The organism is Photobacterium sp. DNB22_13_2, from assembly GCF_052873915.1.
The window spans coordinates 460702-479557 of record NZ_JBNNXU010000002.1; the positions used below are offsets into that span (position 1 = coordinate 460702).

Consider the following 18856-nt stretch of genomic DNA (forward strand, 5'->3'; position numbering starts at 1 on the left):
GGGCTTTTCCTGCGCATTTTTTATCCAAAAACCCGCAAAAACAGGTAGATCGTCGTTTGAAAAGAAACATACAACTCATGCAAAACTGATACTTTTTACACAACACTTCTTCTTACACTGGAGGCACCCAGAAGAGGAGGAGTAAAAAACTGCGATAAAGCGCTCACTTTTCAACCAAACAGCCAAAATGCTAATATTTCTTTGTTTTCAAAATATGACACGATTTTTAGCCATTGCAAACAAGGCATTATCATATTGGTAATTGTAACAATAAGACATTTGGGTGATTTTTTCACCTTTGAGACAATATTTCATATAAAAATGACAATCGCTTTTAATTACTTGTAATTAGTTATTTTTTGAACAGCACGCAACAATAAAACAGGATTTTTTTGCTGTAACCACTCTCCCCTACCTTTAATTCCATAGCATCAAATGTCATTTTTTTTGTGTTAAAGTCAGCCTCAACCAACCACAACGACAAAATGAACATTTTACAGGGACAATGAAAAAGCTAACCTTACTATTTGTGATGGCACTAATCATTCTGCCATTACAGGCGACTGCCAGTGTTATAAAAAGTCAGCCTCATACTAATAATCAACACGCTGACATTTTAGTTAAAGATGTATATAACAAGGCAAACTTAAATGGAGTGGTTAATTATCAAGTATTTAAAGAAGCCTACGAGGCTTATTACAATACTAAAGGGCGAAAGAAACCCGTCCTGACGATTATTGATTACAGCCTTCCTTCGACGAAAGAGCGCTTCTTTGTGGTTGACCTGCAACGGAACAAATTGCTATACCGCACTTTCGTCTCGCACGGTGTCAATAGCGGTGGTAAAAATGCAACTAAGTTCTCTAACATCGTCAACTCTCGCCAAACGTCTCTGGGGACCTTCCTAACAGATACCACCTACTATGGCGGTAATGGCTATTCACTTCGTCTTGATGGGTTGACACCTGGCATTAATGATAAGGCAAGAAAGCGCTACATTGTTATCCACGGAGCAGATTACGCGACCAAATCTTTTATTAATCGCCATGGGTATTTAGGCCGCAGTTGGGGATGTCCGGCATTGCCGACTAACCTTTCAAGAGAAATTATCGACATCATCAAAGGTGGCAGTGTTATCTACGCCCACGCTTAATGTCTATTCCCTGTAGTCTTGTTTTATAAACAGTAGCTTATTCAAGCTGCTGTTTTTTTTGATTAGCTATGTAGCGTGGTGTTAATTTTATTTACGTCAATGTTTGATTAAACTGACACTCATATATATCTTTATGTATTTATTGCTTATTCAAGCAACCTTCATCATAAAATTAAGCTTCAAGCATCGTTTATCAACGATGACAATTAATAGTGACATCATTGTATAAAAACGATTACTAAGAATAAGTATGCCTTTGTTTTAATATCATTGTTAACCCTTATCCCTTACCTCCAATGTTCAACCATGTCTACTTTACGGGGGGCATATCATGCCTATATCAGATGTTAAACAACAAAAAAATCCCTACCAAGGCAGGGATTTAGAATCATTGCTTAAATCTATGTGATGGAAATTACGCTAGTGCTTGCTCTGGCGAAATGTACGCAAGTTCTAATGCTTCCGATACTTCTTCACAAGTAACCTGGCCACGATATACATTCAAGCCATTCAGCAAGTGCTTGTCTTCTTGCAACGCAGCTTTGTAGCCTTTATCTGCCAGTTTTAGAATGTATGGCAGGGTGACATTGTTCAGAGCGAATGTAGATGTGCGAGCAACAGCACCAGGCATGTTCGCTACGCAGTAATGAACAACCTCGTCAACAATGTAAGTTGGATCGCTGTGAGTGGTTGCATGAGATGTTTCAACACAGCCGCCTTGGTCGATAGCTACGTCTACGATTGCAGCACCAGGTTTCATCTTCTTGATCATTTCAGCTGTAACCAGTTTCGGTGCGGCAGCACCTGCAACCAGAACACCGCCAATAACAAGATCAGCTTCTAGTACGTGTTTTTCAATCGCATCTTTGGTCGAGTATACACACTGTACTGTACCGCCAAACTGAGCATCAAGCTGGCGTAATACATCGATGTTACGGTCTAGTACAACCACATCAGCACGCATACCTACCGCCATTTGAGCAGCATTGGCACCGACAACACCACCACCGATGATAACGACTTTCGCAGGCTCTACACCCGGTACGCCGGCTAGCAACATGCCGCGACCGCCTCTTGATTTCTCAAGCGCTTGTGCACCGGCTTGAATTGACATGCGACCTGCCACTTCTGACATTGGAGCCAATAATGGTAGGCGTCCTTTACTGTCTGTAACCGTTTCGTAAGCAATACACACAGCCTTGCTGTTGATAAGGTCATGCGTTTGCTCTGGGTCTGGCGCAAGGTGAAGGTAGGTAAATAAGATTTGGCCTTCACGAAGCATGGCTCGTTCAACAGCTTGCGGCTCCTTAACCTTTACAATCATTTCTGATTCTGCAAAAACCGCTTCGGCTGTCGGCAGAATCTGGGCACCTGCTTCAATGTAGTCCTGATCGCTAAAGCCGATACCAGAACCCGCATTGGTCTCAACGTATACTTTATGTCCATGAGCAACAGCTTCGCTTACTGAAGCTGGGACCATACCCACACGGTATTCGTGAACTTTAATTTCCTTAGGTACACCAATAATCATCTTTTGTTTCCTTGCTGCCTCGTTAAAAGATATACACACAATAAAGTAAAAACCTTGGAATGTGTGACCATTTTTTAACTTATAACCAACAAATCAAACTGGAATTTTATCCCTATGTAGCACAAGAAACTGTTTTTGAGCTTGGTCACACAAGAAAAAACCAACAATCAACAACAAAACAGACCAGTTATCTATCTTTGCCAATAATGGCAGTCAATTAAACCAATATGAAAGCTATTCTGTAGGTTTAAACTCTGTTCGAAACAATGGAAAATCTTGTTTTTTTTGTTGTTTTCAAGTGTTTTTTTCAAGAAAAGTGACATTAAATCGATTAACTGCAACATTATTCTCTGCACCACACATCAGCGATTAATCGCTTCCAGTCAAAACCCGTCAAGCGCAAAGAAACAAAAACAAAACATACAGATAACAAAAAAGCCGCTATGAGCGGCTTTTTTGTGAGCTATACCAAAGGTTAGTCTTCAAACTCCCACGGCATATCAGGCAGTGCGTCTAAATTTTCACTATAACGTTTCAAATCAAAGCTACCGCCATTTTTTGCTACATCAAACACTTCAATAGATAATGCACAGGCAATCATTTGAAGAGCCTCTTCTCTCGGCGTACCCGTCATCACCAAACGCATCAAAGTTTCTTTCACCTTGATTGGGTTGCCATCTTCTAGTTGGTTCTCAACCGTTTCGACTAACATGTCGCCAGTCATGATATCTTCATCTTGCATAGTAATGCCTTTCACTGGGCCTTTAACTTGGCCTATTTACCGAATCTTAGATACTTCGCCTATATCATAGGCAAAGATACAACTACTGTGCGACAAGCCATTTAGCTTGTTGCGCTTGTGCTTCCATCAAATTGTCATAACGATAGGGTGTCATGTTTACACCTACCGGGTGTAAATCGTTAACGACCACCAACCTCAATCCTGCAGAATAAGCAGACTGTGCACCAGTCTGGCTATCTTCAATAGCTACAGCCTGATGTTCCGATACTCCGAGGGTACGACAAGCCAATTGATAGATCTCTGGGGCTGGTTTGTTCTCTGCGACATCGTCACCACAAAACACATGATCAAAGTAATGCAACCAGCCGAGATGGGACAAAATACCCTCAACGTAATTTCTTGGTGAACCGGTGACCACTGCCAATGGCCGTGAGCCATGGAGCGACTTGACCAAGTCAAATGCACCCTCTTTAGCAGGGATCCCTCTTTCTATAATAGCTTGATAGGTTAGCCGCTCCATTTCAGAGACGACAGTCGCAGTGGTATACGGTATGGTAGCGATTGAAGTGAAATGTTTAGCGACTATCTCCCAAGGAACCCCTGCAAAATCAGCCAAGAAGTCATGAGCTGAGATGTTGATATTCAAACCCGATAAATAATGACTCCAGTTCTGCGCGTGGAAAATCTCAGAATCGACCAAGGTACCATCAAAATCAAAACAAACTGCCTGCATTAGCTTACTCCACGAACAACAAGACCGACATCTTACTCAGTTAAGCTCATCAAATCCAAGCCAATATTACTTGACAGCCGACTTGAGCAGTACATCATCCAATGGTTGCTTCTCAAGGATAGAGAAACATCTTGTAAGCGGCACTGCAGGGCTAAAGAAGAATCCTTGGATAAAATGGCAATTCATTTCGCGTAAGATATCCATCTGTTGTCGCGTTTCGACACCTTCGGCTACCACCTGAATACCCAGTTTATGGCTCAAATCTATGATCAAGGACACCAATGTTCGGTTATCCTGTTTGTCGATTCCCTCAATGAAACTACGATCTATTTTGATAATATTCGGCCGAAGATCGACCACCGAGCTCAAGGAAGAGTAGCCAGTACCAAAATCATCCAGGGCAATTTCGATTCCTCTTTGCTTATACGATGACAACAACGATTGAATATCACTACTTTCGCTCGACGCTGTTGACTCAGTGATCTCCACCACGATAGAACACAGAGGCAAGTCATAAGATTCAATGATCTCCCATATGGGAGGAAGGCCGTTGCTGCCGATAAATTCTTTCACCGAGCGATTAATACTCATAGTCACATCAGAAAAACCGGCTAGATGCAGCTGTTTAAGATCGTGACATACTTGGTGTAGAACAAAAGCCCCCAACGGCCTTATCAGGCCATAGCGCTCGGCAATAGGAATAAACTCAGAGGGAGAAATATACCCTTCAATCTCATCATGCCATCGGATCAAGGCTTCAAATCGACTAATTTTCCCAGTGCGCGCATCGACAACTGGTTGGTAATAGACCGTAAGCAATTCGTCGGAAATCGCCTTCTTGAGCCGATCACGCATTTTCAATTTTTCAATATAATCATATTGTAATGCACTGTCATATTGGCAGACCCCATTTCGCCCCTGTCCTTTCATGTTATACATGGCGTAGTCAGCGTTCTTAAGCAGTTCGCTATGGGTTTCTCCACTCTCGGGATAGGTCGAGATCCCGATGCTGACAGTGGTATTCACTTCGATGTCATCGAGTACAAACGCTTCCGCCACACGGTCAACGACCTGCTCTCCCCATACCCTTGCTGCGCCGGAAGTCGTTTCAGGCAGCAGAACACAAAATTCATCACCACCATACCGGCAGATATTGTCTGCAACCGGAAATACGTGTTTGAGACAGCCGGCAATGTGAACCAATACTTTATCGCCAAAGTCATGACCATAAAGATCGTTGAGTGACTTAAAGTCATCCATATCAATGAACAATAGCGAGAAAGTTTGAGCCCGTTTGTCATCGATAGAAGCGATATGCTTTTTCACTCGTTGAATAAAACTGCGACGATTCACAAGGCCGGTAAGCGGATCTTTATAAGCAAAAAAAGTCAGCTGCTCTTCTGCTTTTTTCCAATGACTTATATCACGGAATACTGCCACGAAATTAACAATTTCATCATTGTCATCACGGATCACATTGATAGACATTTCTTCTGGATAGATCTCACCATTCTTGCGCCGGTTCCAGACCTCGCCTTTCCAGTGCCCATGCCTGTTCAGAGTATGCCAAAGGGACTGATAATACTTGGTATCATGGATCCCCGATGACAGTACACTAGGTGACAAGCCAAGCAGTTCTTTCTCGCGGTAACCCGTTATTTCCTCGAATGCACGATTGACTGAAATGATTTTGTTTTTTCTATCGGTGATCAATATGCACTCAGAGGTATTATCAAACACCACCTGAGCCCGATCCAGTTGCCGTTTTGCTTCGATAATATGGGTGATATCGCGTTGAATACCCGCGACTTTGGTTGGTTTTCCGTTGTCATCCCGAGCGACAACACTGCCCTTTACGGTTAACCAACATTCATTGCCATCTAGCGCAACGCGACTACTGTTTTTTAAGCGAAACTCAAATTGAAACACTGAAGCATGCTGCTGCTGAATAAAACGATCGAAGTAATCAACGCCTTCGTCTCTGTCTTCTTCAACAATGCACGATAGCCACAGTTCAAGATCGTCGCCCTGTTTCGGCTTTTCACGACCTAATAAATGCCAGAATTTGGCTGAGGTCGCAATCTCTCTACGTTCAAGATCAAATTCCCAAATACCCTCTTCCACAGAATTGAAGGTCGTTGTCAGTTGACGAGAGGCTTTATTCAATTTGGCTGAAATTTGATAAACATCGGTGACATCGTGGACCGTGCCTCGCATTTCAACAGCTTGCCCCCGACTATCACGTATCACTTCAGCCCGTTTGCGTAGATACTTAATGGTGCCATCCCAGAGCTGAACTCGGTGGACCAAATTGTAATTGACCGCATCATTTTCAATCGACCGATACAGCGTATCGAGTACCCATTCTCGGTCTTCTGGATGAATTAACGCAGAGAGTAAAGATAACGTCGGCAATAACGACTCATCTTTAATGTCATATATTCGATAGACCTCTTTGCTCCATTCAAAGCAATGCTCTTGAAGATTCCAACTCCAGCAGCCAACTTTTGCGACTTTTTGACCTTCTTCCAGTTGCCATTTCAGCTGTGACTGACGCAGCAACAGAGCTTCGTAGCCGACTTCGTAGCCAAGATACGTCAAGAACGTATTGCAATACTCAAGCAAAGCATCAATCGAATAGAAAGGTCGTTTGAATAGACAGGAAATAACACCAACTAACTGATGGTTGCGAGCAAAAAGAGGAATACCAATGAAGGTTTCTGCTGTCTCGGTATGTTTATGCGAGTATAGAGGGTACCTCTTATCAAAGGCACTAGGAATAATGAGCGGCCGCTCACTCTCGACGATTTTAGCTTCGGGCACTTCCATTAACGGAAAATAATGCCCCTCTCCTGCATCACCCTGAAAGCAGCTTGAGAGAGTATGTACTCCTTCACCATCTTCGCTTATGGAACCAATGAGGATGGTATCTACTGCATAGGCCTCGTACAAACTCTGGCCAATCGCCTCAAAGAGCTGGTTTCCGCTAAGTTGGTTAAAGCTATTGATTTTATTGTAATCCATCAGCATTTTAATTATTACCAACGGCATTTTTCAGTTGTCTTGGTAATAATACTATCATTTCACCCGTGCGGACTTTACCCCATACCCCCGCAAGATAAAAGCAAGCTTGAGCATTCATAAAAGGGATATCTACAAAACATTGATTAACATCACCCTAATGTACTTCTGTCGTTTACATAACATGCGACTTAGAGTGTTGACTCTGTAATAGAGCTTAACGACTGCCCTCTTTGCTCTCATTCATACTGGCGAACGGTAATCAACCTCTCAATAAAAACCGGAGTATCAATGACACTCCGGTTTTTCATATTAGACCTAGATTACGAGATAAAATAGCCGCTTAACTCGCAGGTTCAATCGTCCCCTTGAAGGTTTCCTGCATGAAGTCTCTTATCGGTTGGGACTGAAAGATACCGACGAGCTTTTGATAAGTACTGTTGTCTTTGTCTTCATCACGGGCGGCGATCACCATCACCGCCAGTGGCGCGTCTTTCGCTTCAAGGAATAGTCCCTGCTCTTGTGGATTAAGCCCGGCAGACATTACGTAGTTCATGGTAATCGCGGCTGCGTCTACATCATCCAAACTGCGTGGTAATTGGGCTGCCTCGACTTCAATAAATCGAAAGCCTTTTGGGTTATCAGCAATGTCATGCAACGTTGCGGTAAATCCAACATCAGGCTTCAACGTAATAAGCTTTGCCTCTTCTAACAGTAGAAGACCACGGCCACCATTAGTCGGATCATTTGGAATAGCAATCTGAGCGTTGTCTGGTAGTTCTGCAAGAGAGCGGTATTTATTGGAGTAAACACCCATTCGCATCAGGATCGACTCGCCGATGGAAACTAAGTTACTGTTGTGGCCCTTATTGAAGCTCTGCAAAAACGGAAGATGCTGATAACTATTTAACTGAATACTCCCATCAGCCAAAGCGGCATTCGGCGTGATGTAATCAGAAAATTCAACGACTTCGATCTCCAAGCCTTGCTTCTTCGCCTCAATCGCAACAGCTTCAACAACCTGAGCATGAGGTCCCGACGTTGCCCCAATTTTTATGACTGAGGCTTCTTCCTGTCCACAAGCCGTCAATCCTAACAATGCAACAGCCGCAATGGCCCATCGTTTTAGCTTGGTATACTGCTTCATGCTTCTTCCCTGTAAGTTAACTTGGACATCCATACGTCCATAATATAGAGCGTTATCTATAATTCAAACACTTAATTGAACCTAACATAGAGCTATCAATAATGAGTTATTCCAATAAGGCATACTCAGTTACTAGCCTCTCATATGTTTAAACTGAAGCTCTATCAAACGTTGATATAACTCACTACTTTGCATTAATGATGGATGGTCACCAATATCAACCAAGCGCCCTTGATCAAATACGGCTATTTGATCGGCATGCTGAATAGTTGAAAGTCGGTGAGCAATAATGAGCGTGGTTCTGCCACGCATCAGCTCCTCGAGTGCCTGCTGAACATGGTATTCACTTTCACTATCTAGCGCACTGGTCGCTTCATCAAGTAGCAAGATTTTGGGATCTTTTAAAATCGCCCTAGCAATCGCGATTCGCTGGCGTTGTCCTCCTGATAACCGGACTCCTCGTTCACCAAGAAAGCTGTCATACCCATCAGGCAAATTCATAATGAAGTCATGAGCGTGGGCTTTTTTCGCAGCCTCTATCACTTGCTCATCGGTTGCTTGCGGATTGCCGTAGCGAATGTTGTGGAAGACATTATGGCTAAACAGTGCAGGCTGCTGTGGCACCAACGCCATTTGTTGACGTAGCTTGCTGGGATCGAACTGGCGAATATCAATACCGCCTAATGTCACCTTGCCTGACTGCGGATCGTAAAAGCGCTGCAATAATTCGAACAAGGTTGTCTTACCCGCACCTGACGGACCAACCAACGCGAGCACTTTCCCCTCTTCAGCTGTTAGCGTTAACTGCTTTATGGCTGCCTGATCTGGTCTTGAGGGATAGTTAAATGTCACATCCTCAAATATGGCCTCGGCAGAAATATCCTCGGCAGAGGTAACACTGTGACTAGGCGCGATAATATGGCTCTCAACATGGAGTAGCTCTACCAACCTTTCTGTTGCCCCAGCAGCGCGTTGTAATTCACCCATAACCTCTGAAATAGTGGCCAGTGAAGAAGCGACCATAATGGCATAGAAGACAAACGCCCCTAAGTCACCGGCCGACATCACACCATTGATGACATCACTGCCGCCAACCCACAACATGCCAGCAATCGCACTGAACACAATCACGATAACACCAGAGATTAAAATCGCACGCTGCATAACCCGCTGGCGGCCGATGTCGAATGCCTTCTCGACTTCCGTCGCAAAAGAAGCCCTTTCTTGCTCTTCATGGCTATAGCTTTGCACTGTTTTTATGTGCTCAATCGCCTCACCCGCATAGCTACCCACATCCGCCATAGAATCTTGGCTCTGACGCGACAACGCCCTAACACGTCGCCCATAAACGAGGATAGGCACCAAGACAAACGGTACCGATGCCAACACAATTAACGCCAACTTTATGTTAGTGGCAAAGAGCATAACGATACCACCAGCACACATGAGTGCACTGCGCATCGCCATTGAAAAAGATGAACCTATAATGCTCTGCAGCAAAGTGGTATCAGTAGTGAGGCGCGACATGATCTCGCCGCTGCCATTGGTTTCGAAGTAGCTGGGATGCAAGGAGATGACATGATTGAATACCGCAAGCCGAATATCGGCACTGACTCGCTCCCCCACCGAGGAGACCAAATAAAAGCGAAAGAAAGTCCCGACAGAAATGAGTACAGTAACAACTAGGATAAACTGGATAGCATTGCCCAGCTGTTGGGTCGACTGTTGAGAGAAGCCTTCGTCAATCAATATTCGTACACCGTGGCCGACTGACAGCGTCAAAGAGGCTGTGAATATCAGTGCCACCAATGCTGCCAGTACCCGCCCTCGATATGGCTGAACAAAATTCACCAGCTCAAGTAAAATACCGAGGCTTTTTCGCTGATCTTTTGGGTTCAACGTTTGATTTTTATTGCTGCGGCTTGAAGATGTTTGACTAGACGTTTCCATAGACATGCCTTTTGCTTTCCATATGGCTAGCTTATCACTAAGTGCATGTAGTTATAGCTATGAATATTCAGGCAAGATAAAAAAGCCCCAGCTTTTATCCTGAGGCTTGCTTCCCTATGTTTACTCTACCTCTACCGGTGGCCTAAACACCATCTCATGCATCACCACATCTTGCGGTAGCTCCAACAGCACGGCAATCGTCTCGGCCACACTTTTCGGGTGCATATATTGAGGGCGTTCAGCTTCCCTAAAGTTAGTATCGGTACCGCCAGGGAATAACGAGGTTACTTTAATGCCATGAGGTTGTGCCTCTTTCATGAGGATCGCACTAAACCCCGCTAACCCTTGCTTCATTGCCGTGTACACACTCATTGTTTCATTTGAACGCTTAGCGACAGTACTGAGGACATTGATGATTTGACCACTCTTGGCAAGTTTCATCACTTTCAATGCTTCACGACTGAGCAAAGCCGGCGCTCTCAAATTAACAGCGTACTGGTGGTCGAATTCTTCCACTGTGAATTCATCAATTCCACATTTACGTGAGTTCATCCCAGCATTGTTAATCAGTACATCTAATCCACCGAGTTTTTCAACCGCTTTCGCGAAAAGTTCAAGGGGTTGCTGTGGATCGCTCAGATCAGCCTGGATCTTGTGGCAACCAGTTAGATTGCTAAGCTCTGCCAGCTTGTCACTATTTCGCCCTGACGCAACAACAAAATACCCTTTCTCACACAGCGTTTTGGTTAGCTCGAAACCAATACCGCTGGTAGCCCCTGTTATTAGTACACGCTTCATTCTTATCCCTATTAGTAATCCTTAACTCTGGCTGCTTACCAGTCTGTCATATTAATTTAGATAAAAGAATACGAGAGTATTTTTACGTAACCACACTTCATTCTAAACAGGCTTTAGCATTTGCATATCTGTACCATTATCATCAGATAGATATTCCATATTATGTAGGCGATATGAAGCCCAATATCCCCGCCAGCGAACATCGGAACTCAATACGTTGGCCATTTGAGCGACAAGCTCAGGCCGTAATGCCTCCCCTTGTTCCTCATAAAACAGGTTAACTTGTAAGTCAGCATCAACATCATACAACTCTTGATAACCAGTAGATGCATTATAGCCATAGAACCATTCCTTTCCGGACAGTTCCAATCTGATGGCAGCACCTAAATTCATTCCCACATGCATACCGGTCTGGAAGACTTGCACCAACGGTTCCCTTGCTTCGCCTTTGGCTAGGCTCATCAAATTGCAACCTTCCATGTGGCTAGGCTTTTCAACACCGGCGAATGCCAACAGTGTTGGACCAATATCCAATGCCGAACACACCGTTTCTACTGTATCTAATATCGGCAAATAGGCCTTAGGTGGTTTGACATAAAGCGGAATTGAAAAAATATCAGGCTGAAAATACACACCTTTGTCAGCCATTCCCAAGCGACCATTCATATCACCATGATCTGCTGAAAAGACAATGGCACAATCATCCCACAGCCCTTCCGATTTTAGATAATCCACTAGGCGGCCGACAGCATAGTCAATAACCTCAACTTGTAGCAGATGACCCGCAATATAATCGATCACTGTCTCTTCATCGTACATCCCCCAATACTTTCTGTATAACGGATAGATTGGGTTATCCGGCAGCGTGTCTTTTTCCTGCAATTCAGCATAACTCGCTGGCAATCTAACTGACCGCTTTATTTCTTCATAGCGAGACTCAAACCCACTCGGGATGGAATATGGCTGGTGAGGGTCAAAGAAGTCCAATTGGGCAAAGAAAGGACGGTTAGGCTCCTGCCTCCTAGCTGCTTTTATCTGTCGGATAGTCAGATCCGCAAGAAACGTCGAATAATGGGCATCTTTGGGAAAATCAGCCCCATCAGACTGCTCTATCCAGCCGCCAAAAGAATTAGCTGGCGTTTGTTTATCAGCCCTCAGTCCACGAAGCTCCCTGCGGTAACGCGGAGGTTGTACATTCAATGCATCAAGGTATTCCAGATACCTATCATCGTCGGCAACCGGTGGACCCCACCGATCCCAGGCATGTAAGTTTTCACCAAAAGTACGAATAAACTTATCCACCCCGACATGACACTTCCCTGAGTGTTTGAGTACATACCCTTCTGATTTCAAATAATCTTGAAAAATAACGTCGTCTACACCCAGATCGACCTGAGAACCACAAGGGGCACGTTCACCATTGGTCAAATAAGGAGGGTGCATCCCTGTAAACATAGCGGCTCTTGCTGGGCCACACAGAGGGCTTGTGGTATAAGTTCGATTAAATCGCGTTCCCTCTGCCGCAATCGAATCAATATTAGGCGTATTGATGACCTTGGAAAGCGGTCTTGTATCAAAATAACAATCAGGAGATATCATATCGACCGTGATAAAGACGATATTATGTTTTTTAATAGCAGAGTCGACGCGATAACTTCCCTGACGCAACTTTGGGTTCAGGAATTTATTCCTCAGACCTGAATATTCAAAAGACGACATATTTTATTCTCACATTAACAAAGTGATTAAATAAAGAAGCAGGCAGGGTTATATCCCTGCCTGTATTTGCCAGAAACTATACTTCTCTGGCTACCTCTGCTGTTGAAGCACTCTTGGTATTGTGACGTTGCAATGCCCGATTTATAACAAAACAACATACGGCGACAAGAGAAAGCACAGCCATAACTTTTCCGGCACTTCCCTGTTCACCAAGTATGCCAATTTCAGAAAATACGGTGTATAGCAAAGCCAATAAGCCAATGATTGCCCAACTGGCATGAGAAGCGTATTTCCAAGGCTTCACGTCAACTTGATTGGTATAGACTTGCTGATAAGGTTGAGCCATCGGCTTGAGAAAACGAACCACCATCATAATGCTAATCATCCATAAGAAATTTAGGCCAACAAGGTGGAGCCAGTGAACTTGAACGAAACCAAAGTCACCTTTAAGTACGAAATGGGCGATATAGAAAGACAGCATACCTATTGGCAAAGCGATATAAGCAGCCAATGCAGGGGTTCGTTTAGAAACAATGCCAACTAAAATCACAGTTAAGATTGGCACATTGATAACAGCCATGATGGTTCTCATCAAGGTATAAAGCCCATCAGACTGGGCAATAAATGGGGCGATACAAACACAGATAGCAATAGTAACAGCGCCAAAAATTTTCCCCATTCTTACCACTTTTAAATCATCAGCCTTAGGGTTAATAATTTGTTTGTAAATATCCAAGCTGACAAGGGTCGATAGGCTATTTACGCCACTATTAAAAGAACTCATCACAGCACCAAACAGTACGGCTCCGAAGAAACCTGTTAACCATGATGGCATGACCTCGCGTACTAAGGTTGGGTACGCCATATCTTTAGCCAGTATTGCCTCACCAGCATCAGTAAAACCACGGCTCGGTATGGTAAGCATGCCTTTTTGGTGCATGTGCCATGCAATAATCCCGGGGAGAACCAGCATAGCAACTCCTAGTACTTTCATTGCCGCAGCGGCTAATACACCTTTTTGGCCTTCCGATAAATTTTTTGCCCCCAGCGAACGCTGTACTATTGCCTGATTCGTACACCAGTAGAACAAGTTAATTAATAAAATACCGGAGAATAAAGTGTGCCAGGGAACTGCTGCACCATCACCTACACCAGCAGCAGCCATTCGCTCAGGAGACTCTGTTATAAGAATATTGAATCCTTCGGCCACACTGCTATCACCTAGTTGATACAGCGCCAAAATAGGCACAAGAAATCCACCGAAGAGCAAACCAACACCATTGACAGTATCTGATACTGCGACAGCCTTAAGTCCACCAAATACTGCGTAGATACCACCGATAAAGCCTAGCCCTATGACCATAACCCAGGTCGCTGCCGTTTCACTGACACCAAGGATTTCAGCCACACCGAACAGTTTGCCGAGAGTAATGGCTCCTGCGTACAATACAAAAGGGAGGAACCCGATCACGATGGCATAAATGAATATAAATGACGCCACCGAACGCATCCGCTTACCGTAGCGCGCTTCCAAATACTGAGGAACAGTAGCTACTCCTCCTTTGAGAAACCTTGGTAGAAAAACAACGGCCAAAATAATCATTGTCACTGCAGCAACGGTTTCCCATGCCATCACACTGGCACCATTAGCAAACGCGTTACCGTTTAGCCCTGTCAACTGTTCTGCCGATATGTTGGTCAGGAATAGCGAACCAGCTATAACAAACCACGGTAAACTCCGTCCTGCTAAAAAATATCCTGTTGATTGTTTAAGGTTTTCTTGTTTGGTTGCTTTATATGATATTAAAGCAACCAACAAGGTAAATAATATGAACGAGCTCATTGCTATCATGTGTAAACTCTCCATGTAGGTGGCGTTTTTTATTCTTATACGCTTTTAATATGTTCTATCTTCATGCAAATTATTACTTTGTTAAAAGCAACTCTTAATATTGATCGCTATCACAAATATTATTTACATCTAAATTTCAACTGTGAATATAATTTAAATTCATACATTATTAGATGTACTTAACGAACCAATCCATGTAAAAAACGAAACTATGAAGAATCAACCATTAGTTATTACTAGAAATGTGAGCTTCAGCAGTGTTGGCATTCGCTCGTTTTGGGATGTGATTGGCGATGAGAGCTACATTAACAATTGGCCCCGCGACAGACGGCTACCAATATCCGATGACACCCTCGTTGTAGTTTACACTGAAAAAGGCAATGGAATTATAGAGTTAAAAAGTGGTGATAAAATTCAGATCCGTGGTAACTGCTTAATTTTCCTCGATCCTAAAACAATAAATTGCTACTGGTGTGATGGTTTTATTTGGAAACTATATTGGATAGAAATATTCATTGAGGAAAAAGCCTCAATGAATATACCGAAACAGAAAGTGATCCAAGTTGATAATCATAGGCATTTCGAAATTCAATTCGAAGAACTCATTAATTCTCTTCAAAAACAGAAAGATACATACAAATATTATGCAGCTGCATTATTCAATAAGATATTTTACGAGTGGCTTCTAACGGTAAACAATGAGCAAAGTTCTAAGTCATATGATAAGGTCAAGTTAGTCATAGAAGAAATGCACCATAGACTTTCTGAAAATTGGCATGTGAAATCAATGGCAACATTTATTGGCTGTAGTGAACAGCATTTAAGAAAGCTATTTCTAAATCATACAGGCCGATCACCGAAAGAATATTACCTTCAGCTCAAACTAGATATCGCCTTGAGTGTTCTGAAAAGAGGGAACAAATCAGTCTCACAAATCGCTTATGACCTTGGGTTCTCTGACGCTTTTCATTTCAGCAATATCTTCAAGAAACGCTTTGGATACTCTCCTTCCTGCGTTGCCCCCCGAACACATGCCGCACAACAGTTAATCGCTATTGAACCTGAGTAAACACTGTCGGAATAGGTTACAGGGAGACTCATGATGTAAATCTCTGTCTTATTGTTTTCAGGTGGCTTACCGCATCACTCTCTTCAATATTTATAGAAGGTGTCCAACACTCGGCGATCGCAAGCACCCCTCTAACCCGATCATGATATGAAAGAGCAACGGCACTGCGCCGGACGCCATTTTCGTTAAACATGAGGTCAATATGGTAACCATTCTCTTTTGCCAGAGAAACTTTGATCGCTTCTTCTTTGTTACTGATTACGTTTCTAACTCCTTTGGGTCCGTATCGCCAAGAGGTTTCATTTTTGACTAGCAAGCTTTCCGAAAAAGCTTTACCAACAATATATACTGCATCGACCTCACCTATCCAATTGCGTATATACCCTTCCTTAGCCCATACTCTCCTCTCTTGAACAGGGCTAACGCTTTGCTGCAACACCATGCCGCTCTTTGAATACTCATACCACTCAACGGTATAGCCACATTTCTTACTCAAGGATGTCATTTCAACCTTCAGAGAATTTTCAAAACTTACAATATCTTCATCATGGATTGCCGTTAATTGTCGGCGTGGTTCGTAGGTTTTATCTTTATTTCGATAAAGGATTTCCATCTGTAATAAAGTCTCTAAAATTCTCGAAAGCGTCGCTTTTGGAACACCAGAAACTTGAAACAGCTGCTCCAAAGTCAACGGTTTTTTTGCCGTATTAAGGCACTGCAGTACCCAGAACCCCCGCGCGCAGGCAGGAGCTGAGTAATTATCAGATTCATTAAATTTCATATTTAAAATGTACCAAAAATGAACTTTAATTATAGAGAAATATTATTGATATGTGACCAACTCGATGTATTAAATAATAAAAAATATTGATTAACATTAAGTGATCAATTGCCACATACAAATATGAAAATTGATGATTGCAATAAAAAGCCACCACTAAATGGTTAAATTAAAATAACCGCTGTTCTGCGTAATCGAACTCTCACCCACAAAAACGTCAATGCGAGAAGATGATAAGGTTAAACCTACATCATCTGAAAAATAACGCAATTTATCAGGAGTTAAGGTGAAGGACACTTCTTTCGACTGACCGGGATCAAGCTCAATACGTCTGAAGTCTTTCAGCTCCCGATTAGGACGCGTATTACGGGCAACATTCTGGCGAATATAACACTGAACAATTTCGGACGCTTTAACTTTACCTGTATTAGTAACAGTGACTGAAACCGTTTGATTATCTTGCCCAGATACTACAGGCTTCAGTACGTTAACATCAGAGTAAGAGAATATGGTATACGTCATACCAAAACCGAATGGATACAGAGGCGTATCATGCTGATCTTTATAGGGCATATATTCCTGAAAAGCACGCATCTTTCCTATCGGTTTCCTAGCGTAATAAATTGGGATTTGCCCCGTAGAACGAGGGACAGTCATCGGTAATTTACCGCTTGGTGAGCTATCGCCAAACAAAATACGCGCCACAGCCTTACCGGTTTCTGTCCCTGACTGCCATGCATACAAAAGTGCATCGGCATATTGCTCCGTCGCAGGTGAAGGTAAAGGACGCCCAGTACACTGAACCACAATCATCGGTTTACCCGTCTTACCAATCGCAGCGATTAACTCTTCCTGCCCAGCAGGGAGTGCCAATTCGGCTACATTTCTTGCCTCACCTGTGCGGCGATGACTTTCACCGACACAGAGAACCACAATTTCAGCGCGATGAGCCTGCTCAACCATTTCATCACTAAATGCCGCTGATTCAGTAATAACCTCAAGTTCTGGTGCCGCAGCAACAATTCCTGCAAAGATGGAGGTCACATCTTCAGCCTTCCCGTCTAGACACCAAGAGCCAAGGTGCTGCCTCTGTGAATGAGCATGAGGACCCAACACAGCAAGCTTCAGTCCTTTTTTTGACAGTGGAAGAACTTGTTCACGGTTTTTGAGCATCACAATACACTGCTCAGCCAGCTCCAAAGCTTTATCGACATGATCATCAGCGCGCAGTGTTGTTTTGTGCCATTCCTCATCAACATAAGGCTTTTCAAACAAACCAGCCCTGAACTTAGCCGTCAGAACACGGCTGACAGCATCATCAAGCCTCGCTTCATCAATACGACCATTTTCAAGTAGCTGAGCGAGATTCTCATCATAAACTTCATAGGTCATGGCCATATCCACACCCGCATTAAGGCCTTGCGCCGCGGCATCAGCAAGATCATCAGCCACCCCGAAGTAATTCAAATCAGAAATAGAGCCCCAATCACTTACCACCATACCGTCAAATTGCTGGTCTGTTTTCAACCAGCCCTGGATCAGCTTCTGACTCCCTGAAACTGGTGTACCGCCTAGGTCATTAAAGCCAGACATCAAGGTCGCAACACCATTCTCAAGTGCCGCTTTGAACGGCGGTAAATAGATATTATGGAGCGTATTGTCGGTGATCTCGGTCGTATCATAATCACGTCCCCCTTCTGCCGCACCGTAACCCACAAAATGTTTGGCACAGGCCAGTAAAGAGCCTGACTCAGAGGTGTCATTCCCTTGAAAGCCACGAATGACCGCACCAGCAAACTGGCTGCTGAGGTATGGGTCTTCACCGCTGCTCTCGATCACCCTTCCCCAACGCGGATCACGAACAATATCCAGCATCGGAGCAAAAGTCCAATGTATCCCCAGTGATGCCGCTTCTGTCGCTACACAGCGGTATGCTTCTTCCACCAAAACTGGATTCCAAGATGCAGCTTGAGCCAACGGGATCGGCAAAACGGTTTGCTGACCATAGATGACATCCCGAGCAATAATCAATGGGATCCCCAAACGACTTTCTTCTACCGCTGCTCGCTGTATTTCGTTGAGTTGTACCGGGTCTACAACTTCAGCAGGCGCATTACCAGCCCATGCGGTATCGGCAAGAATTCTTGAGCCAAAACGGCCATGCCGAACCGCTTCCAAATGTTCGTCGCGTCGCTGTTCGTAATTACGCATTGGGGTTTGACAAAGCTGGCCTATTTTTTCAGAGACCGTCATGCGATTAAGTAAATCTTCAACGCGAGCCATAATAGGTAAATCAGGCTTTTTATAGTCCGGTATAGTCATAATTATCCTTTATCATCATGTCGCAATGAGAAGGACTC

The 18856-nt window shown here is 43.7% G+C and carries 13 protein-coding genes; 2 read left to right on the forward strand and 11 right to left on the reverse strand.

Going from position 1 to position 18856, the window contains the following annotated elements; genetic code table 11:
- Nucleotides 1-505: 505 nt before the first annotated feature.
- Entirely contained in the window at nt 506-1153 is a 648-nt protein-coding gene (locus ACVA58_RS05285; protein WP_446509382.1) for a murein L,D-transpeptidase catalytic domain family protein, read from the forward strand.
- Nucleotides 1154-1568: 415 nt separating this feature from the next.
- Here ACVA58_RS05285 and ald read toward each other — a convergent pair whose 3' ends face one another.
- From ald to ACVA58_RS05330, 9 genes are all read right to left on the reverse strand, one after another.
- Nucleotides 1569-2684, reverse strand: a complete 1116-nt coding sequence (gene ald / locus ACVA58_RS05290; RefSeq protein WP_446509383.1) for an alanine dehydrogenase — start codon at nt 2682-2684, stop codon at nt 1569-1571.
- A 475-nt stretch (nt 2685-3159) separates the two neighbouring features.
- Nucleotides 3160-3426: a hypothetical protein gene (locus ACVA58_RS05295; protein WP_446509384.1), complete on the reverse strand. Its 267-nt coding sequence runs from the start codon at nt 3424-3426 to the stop codon at nt 3160-3162.
- Nucleotides 3427-3508: 82 nt separating this feature from the next.
- A complete protein-coding gene (locus ACVA58_RS05300) occupies nt 3509-4159 on the reverse strand; it encodes an HAD family hydrolase (protein ID WP_446509385.1) in 651 nt (216 codons plus the stop codon).
- 66 nt (nt 4160-4225) lie between these two features.
- On the reverse strand, nt 4226-7183 hold the full coding sequence (locus tag ACVA58_RS05305) for a bifunctional diguanylate cyclase/phosphodiesterase (RefSeq protein WP_446509386.1): 2958 nt from the start codon (nt 7181-7183) through the stop codon (nt 4226-4228).
- 340 nt (nt 7184-7523) lie between these two features.
- Nucleotides 7524-8327 carry a MetQ/NlpA family ABC transporter substrate-binding protein gene (locus ACVA58_RS05310; RefSeq protein WP_446509387.1) on the reverse strand — a complete coding sequence of 268 codons (804 nt, stop codon included), beginning with the start codon at nt 8325-8327 and terminating at the stop codon, nt 7524-7526.
- Nucleotides 8328-8459: 132 nt separating this feature from the next.
- Nucleotides 8460-10277, reverse strand: coding sequence for an ABC transporter ATP-binding protein/permease (locus tag ACVA58_RS05315; RefSeq protein ID WP_446509388.1), 1818 nt, complete (start codon nt 10275-10277; stop codon nt 8460-8462).
- Nucleotides 10278-10397: 120 nt separating this feature from the next.
- Complete coding sequence (locus ACVA58_RS05320; RefSeq protein WP_446509389.1) at nt 10398-11075, reverse strand: SDR family oxidoreductase; 678 nt, start codon at nt 11073-11075, stop codon at nt 10398-10400.
- A 102-nt stretch (nt 11076-11177) separates the two neighbouring features.
- Nucleotides 11178-12794 (reverse strand): sulfatase-like hydrolase/transferase, encoded by a 1617-nt coding sequence (locus ACVA58_RS05325; protein WP_446509390.1) that lies wholly within the window; start codon nt 12792-12794, stop codon nt 11178-11180.
- A gap of 76 nt (nt 12795-12870) precedes the next feature.
- Entirely contained in the window at nt 12871-14646 is a 1776-nt protein-coding gene (locus ACVA58_RS05330; protein WP_446509391.1) for a solute:sodium symporter family transporter, read from the reverse strand.
- Nucleotides 14647-14857: 211 nt separating this feature from the next.
- On the opposite strand from ACVA58_RS05330, the gene ACVA58_RS05335 reads away from it, so the two are divergent.
- Nucleotides 14858-15715 (forward strand): helix-turn-helix transcriptional regulator, encoded by an 858-nt coding sequence (locus ACVA58_RS05335; RefSeq protein WP_446509392.1) that lies wholly within the window; start codon nt 14858-14860, stop codon nt 15713-15715.
- Between the two features lie 28 nt (nt 15716-15743).
- On the opposite strand, the gene ACVA58_RS05340 is transcribed toward ACVA58_RS05335, so the two are convergent.
- Both ACVA58_RS05340 and ACVA58_RS05345 read right to left on the reverse strand, forming a co-directional pair.
- Nucleotides 15744-16496 (reverse strand): helix-turn-helix domain-containing protein, encoded by a 753-nt coding sequence (locus ACVA58_RS05340; protein WP_446509393.1) that lies wholly within the window; start codon nt 16494-16496, stop codon nt 15744-15746.
- A 156-nt stretch (nt 16497-16652) separates the two neighbouring features.
- On the reverse strand, nt 16653-18818 hold the full coding sequence (locus ACVA58_RS05345) for a glycoside hydrolase family 3 N-terminal domain-containing protein (protein ID WP_446509394.1): 2166 nt from the start codon (nt 18816-18818) through the stop codon (nt 16653-16655).
- Nucleotides 18819-18856: the final 38 nt, after the last annotated feature.

What these genes read in the sequence shown, in the direction of transcription:
- ACVA58_RS05325 (WP_446509390.1), bottom strand. Translation starts at nt 12,794, where the DNA reads ATGTCGTCTTTTGAATATTCAGGTCTGAGGAATAAATTCCTGAACCCA.
- ACVA58_RS05335 (WP_446509392.1), top strand. Translation starts at nt 14,858, where the DNA reads ATGAAGAATCAACCATTAGTTATTACTAGAAATGTGAGCTTCAGCAGT.
- ald (WP_446509383.1), bottom strand. Translation starts at nt 2,684, where the DNA reads ATGATTATTGGTGTACCTAAGGAAATTAAAGTTCACGAATACCGTGTG.
- ACVA58_RS05300 (WP_446509385.1), bottom strand. Translation starts at nt 4,159, where the DNA reads ATGCAGGCAGTTTGTTTTGATTTTGATGGTACCTTGGTCGATTCTGAG.
- ACVA58_RS05310 (WP_446509387.1), bottom strand. Translation starts at nt 8,327, where the DNA reads ATGAAGCAGTATACCAAGCTAAAACGATGGGCCATTGCGGCTGTTGCA.
- ACVA58_RS05315 (WP_446509388.1), bottom strand. Translation starts at nt 10,277, where the DNA reads ATGGAAACGTCTAGTCAAACATCTTCAAGCCGCAGCAATAAAAATCAA.
- ACVA58_RS05330 (WP_446509391.1), bottom strand. Translation starts at nt 14,646, where the DNA reads ATGATAGCAATGAGCTCGTTCATATTATTTACCTTGTTGGTTGCTTTA.
- ACVA58_RS05340 (WP_446509393.1), bottom strand. Translation starts at nt 16,496, where the DNA reads ATGAAATTTAATGAATCTGATAATTACTCAGCTCCTGCCTGCGCGCGG.
- ACVA58_RS05320 (WP_446509389.1), bottom strand. Translation starts at nt 11,075, where the DNA reads ATGAAGCGTGTACTAATAACAGGGGCTACCAGCGGTATTGGTTTCGAG.
- ACVA58_RS05345 (WP_446509394.1), bottom strand. Translation starts at nt 18,818, where the DNA reads ATGACTATACCGGACTATAAAAAGCCTGATTTACCTATTATGGCTCGC.
- ACVA58_RS05305 (WP_446509386.1), bottom strand. Translation starts at nt 7,183, where the DNA reads ATGGATTACAATAAAATCAATAGCTTTAACCAACTTAGCGGAAACCAG.
- ACVA58_RS05285 (WP_446509382.1), top strand. Translation starts at nt 506, where the DNA reads ATGAAAAAGCTAACCTTACTATTTGTGATGGCACTAATCATTCTGCCA.
- ACVA58_RS05295 (WP_446509384.1), bottom strand. Translation starts at nt 3,426, where the DNA reads ATGCAAGATGAAGATATCATGACTGGCGACATGTTAGTCGAAACGGTT.